At 56.4% G+C, this 2999-nt stretch carries 7 protein-coding genes; all 7 read left to right on the top strand.

Translation table 11 applies throughout. The features are described from left to right. The first annotated feature begins 146 nt into the window (after positions 1-146). The 7 genes from PG766_RS16745 to PG766_RS16715 all read left to right on the top strand — a co-directional run bounded on the left by PG766_RS16745 (position 147) and on the right by PG766_RS16715 (position 2812). The gene (locus PG766_RS16745; RefSeq protein WP_270591392.1) at positions 147-413 is read left to right on the top strand and encodes a hypothetical protein; all 267 of its coding nucleotides are present in this window, start codon (positions 147-149) and stop codon (positions 411-413) included. A 176-nt stretch (positions 414-589) separates the two neighbouring features. After that, complete coding sequence (locus PG766_RS16740) at positions 590-763, top strand: hypothetical protein (RefSeq protein WP_270591390.1); 174 nt, start codon at positions 590-592, stop codon at positions 761-763. A gap of 191 nt (positions 764-954) precedes the next feature. Next, positions 955-1173 carry a hypothetical protein gene (locus tag PG766_RS16735; protein WP_270591388.1) on the top strand — a complete coding sequence of 73 codons (219 nt, stop codon included), beginning with the start codon at positions 955-957 and terminating at the stop codon, positions 1171-1173. 5 nt (positions 1174-1178) lie between these two features. Beyond that, entirely contained in the window at positions 1179-1415 is a 237-nt protein-coding gene (locus PG766_RS16730) for a hypothetical protein (protein WP_117527820.1), read from the top strand. A 2-nt stretch (positions 1416-1417) separates the two neighbouring features. After that, positions 1418-1702 (top strand): hypothetical protein, encoded by a 285-nt coding sequence (locus PG766_RS16725; protein WP_055262384.1) that lies wholly within the window; start codon positions 1418-1420, stop codon positions 1700-1702. A gap of 13 nt (positions 1703-1715) precedes the next feature. Further along, a complete protein-coding gene (locus PG766_RS16720; protein WP_270591386.1) occupies positions 1716-2195 on the top strand; it encodes a hypothetical protein in 480 nt (159 codons plus the stop codon). 395 nt (positions 2196-2590) lie between these two features. Continuing rightward, positions 2591-2812, top strand: coding sequence for a hypothetical protein (locus PG766_RS16715; protein ID WP_055168026.1), 222 nt, complete (start codon positions 2591-2593; stop codon positions 2810-2812). The last annotated feature ends 187 nt before the right edge of the window (positions 2813-2999 follow it).

The following is a 2999-nucleotide window of genomic DNA, read 5'->3' as shown; positions in this document are numbered from 1 at the left end:
TTAGGGGCTGCTCGCCCCTAATGACCCGAGTTCCATGGAGACGGCGTGAAACCTTAGTTAGGAGAGGTACTGTGTTGCTGGTATGCTATAATGCTGGTTATCAGGTAGGCAAGTTAACGGGCTTGCCGAGTAGACGGAAAGGAATCATGAGTATGGCGAGATACCACTACACGCGAGAGAACGAAAACGGCGTGGTACTCTATCTGGAATCGGAACCGGCGGAAGATGCGATGGATGAGTTCGACGATGAGATTGCCGTTGGGTTCAGCGGAAACGGGTATCTGAGGTTTTGGACGAGGTGCCGCAGGGCGGCGGAAGCGCTGCCGAATGGTCTCAAGTATGCGGCGGGCGGCAGATGCGTAATCACAGATACGTTCACGGGCGAGGAAAAGATTTGGAGGGTAGGGCTTTAACCATAGGCATTTAGGGCATCCGGGAGGGTGCCTTTTTGCTATGTATAATATGCAGGATGTGTGGAGTTTCCCGCTCATATCGTGTTTTCCTGCTTGCTGGTATGCCAGTCTGCTATATTTATAGACAGCAAGAGGGGCGGCAAGCAGAGCTTCCCAAAGGCAGAAGGGACTTCAAGATGGCTACTTTGGATGTTACGGAGAAGGTCAACGTCCTCGTGGACGCGATTGGCTGGGAGAGTTTTTGCGAAGAGCTGATGGAACGGATGGACGAGGACGTTCTCGATGCCGTCTGCGACCGTATCGCACCGCGTTACGGCGTGGAGCTTGCGGGGAGTCGCTATGCAGCCTAAAGACACGGAGGAGCGTCGCAGGGCAATCGACCGAGTGAACCGGGCATATGCCGATGAGGACTACGATAGGTACGAAAGGCTCATCGAGCGCTATTGTCATAGGTTCGGGTTTGACGGCGATTACGGTCTTTTTGAGGATGCCTGCACGGATGCCCGTTTGTTCGGTCACGGAATCGGCTAGAGGAGGAAACATGACGCTCGAGGAACTGTTCGAGGAGACTTGCATTCAGGGTGAAATCGCGATTCAAAGCTATGATTCGACGGGTACTACGATTGAGCACTATCTAGGTGATGCGGAGGAGTTCTACCCTGACGAACACCCGCAAATCCTTGAAAGGGAGGTCGGCTATATCTTCCCGCTCATGGAGGTAGAACCGACCATCTGTATCGAGCTGAAAGATGAGGGATGAGCGGAATGAAGGTCAAGGAGTTGATGGATAGCCTGAAAGGGGATTGTTACCGCTTTCGCGTCCATTATCCAGAGGAATGGGAGTTTGGACTCATAACGGGAGCGACTTTCTTTGGCAAACGTGGGCTGGTCTTGCAGCATGGGGAGGATGACGTGAGTTCTTTCACACTGAACCCGTCTTGGCTTTCCTGCGAGGACGAGACGCAGCGTTGCATCATGGTCGAGATTTATTTGGAGCCGTAAGGATGGGCGCGGGGAGTAAGCCCCTGCGCCCGTGGCAGGTCTGCGCAGGGGATGTTATCGGTAGTGGCAAGCGGGTCGAGTACGTGTTCGAGCGGTACGGGGAACTGTACATAAACGCAAGCGACGAGGAGCTTGTGCGGCAGGGGAAGCGAACCTATGGAGAGGAGCTTACAAGGCTCTACGACCTCGACCTTTCCGGGTGGAGGGTCATCGGCCATTACGGGTGCGGACGCGGCTACGAGGGACGAAGCTGGTATGACATGGGGAAGCCGTTCGGACGGCGCTAGAGAAGGGATGAATATGGGCAAGGAGAAAATCGAGGAGAAGGACGTGCGGCTTCTGAGGTATGCCGTCGAGCAGGCGTTTGACGGGGCGATGAGGGACGGGGCATTGACACTGTTGAACCGTCTGGTCGATTCGGCTTCGGAAGCGGCAAATCTTGAGGAAGAGCTTCTGAACCTCAAGGGGGAGTACCAGAGGAGCGTGGAGAACTCGAAGAGAGGGGCATTCAAACGCCTTGATGCTGCCTACAAGCGCAAATGCAGGCGAGAGAAGCGAATGGCGAAGGGGCAGATGCTTTGCGCAGACGGCAAGCCGGTCATGTTCGGTGAGACCCTTTACGGAGGGGACGGACGCGATTGGTTGATTGTCGGGATTGCCGGAGCGTGGTCGTATGACGTGTACGGGCTGCACGTCGCGCACGACGGGAAAAAAGAGAAGAAACCGCTTCGAGCGGAATGGCTTGTCCATGAGCTGACGGATGCCGGGGAGGAGGTTTAGGAAAAGGATGCTGCCAACAAAGAAGCGCTGTCCTAGGTGCGGGCGTGTGCTGCCAGCGGAAGCGTTCAACTTGGTTCGCGGCGGAAGGGAGCTTGCCGGGTGGTGCCGTGTGTGCAACCACCGCTATTATCTCGACCGCAAGGAAGCGGGATTCGTCAGGAAGAACCCGAGCGGGCGGAGGATTGCGCATGGAGGGTATACCGATGCGGTCGGCAGGTATATCGACCTCGGATAGGGAAAGGACGGGCATCCGGGAGGGTGCCCTTTTTTCGTGCAGGATATGCAGGATGTATGGAGTGTACGGTTCACCTGCTTGCTGGTATGCCGGTCTGCTATATTTATAGACAGCAAGGGGGACGGCAACCGAGCCGCCCTATGGCAGAAGGGACTTCAAGATGAAGAACGTCAGGGAGCTTGAGACCTATGGTGCAATCCTTATCGGCTGCGGGATTATGGCGTACACGCTCATGCTTGCGAGCGTGGATGCGCCGGTCTGGGCGACAATCGAGTTTGTTATGGGTACGCTCTTCATGGTGGTCGGCGTGTGGTGCGTCTACCTTGCGGGTATGGAGTACGACTACCAGATGGAAAAGCGCCGCTACCGTAACAAGAGGTAAGCACTAGCAGACCATAACCGCTATCGGGAGGAGTTCGGTCGGTAAAGGAGCTAGGGCATCCGGGAGGATGCCCTTTTTCTTTGGCTTTTTGGGAGCCGCCCTGCGGGCGGCGTGAAGGCGCGGGGGCGTTGCGGGAACGGGGACTCGGGGGCGGCTTTCCCACCCTTCCAACAGCCTGCGGGTCGGG

It is taken from the genome of Coprococcus sp. LG101-27 (assembly GCF_027695515.1).
GTDB classification, from domain to species: Bacteria; Bacillota; Clostridia; order Lachnospirales; family Lachnospiraceae; genus Allocoprococcus; species Allocoprococcus comes.
This window is presented reverse-complemented; position numbering and strand designations above follow the sequence as displayed.

Bases quoted from the DNA above. Each gene is read 5' to 3' on its own strand.
- PG766_RS16745 (WP_270591392.1), top strand. From the start codon at position 147: ATGAGTATGGCGAGATACCACTACACGCGAGAGAACGAAAACGGCGTG.
- PG766_RS16740 (WP_270591390.1), top strand. From the start codon at position 590: ATGGCTACTTTGGATGTTACGGAGAAGGTCAACGTCCTCGTGGACGCG.
- PG766_RS16735 (WP_270591388.1), top strand. From the start codon at position 955: ATGACGCTCGAGGAACTGTTCGAGGAGACTTGCATTCAGGGTGAAATC.
- PG766_RS16730 (WP_117527820.1), top strand. From the start codon at position 1,179: ATGAAGGTCAAGGAGTTGATGGATAGCCTGAAAGGGGATTGTTACCGC.
- PG766_RS16725 (WP_055262384.1), top strand. From the start codon at position 1,418: ATGGGCGCGGGGAGTAAGCCCCTGCGCCCGTGGCAGGTCTGCGCAGGG.
- PG766_RS16720 (WP_270591386.1), top strand. From the start codon at position 1,716: ATGGGCAAGGAGAAAATCGAGGAGAAGGACGTGCGGCTTCTGAGGTAT.
- PG766_RS16715 (WP_055168026.1), top strand. From the start codon at position 2,591: ATGAAGAACGTCAGGGAGCTTGAGACCTATGGTGCAATCCTTATCGGC.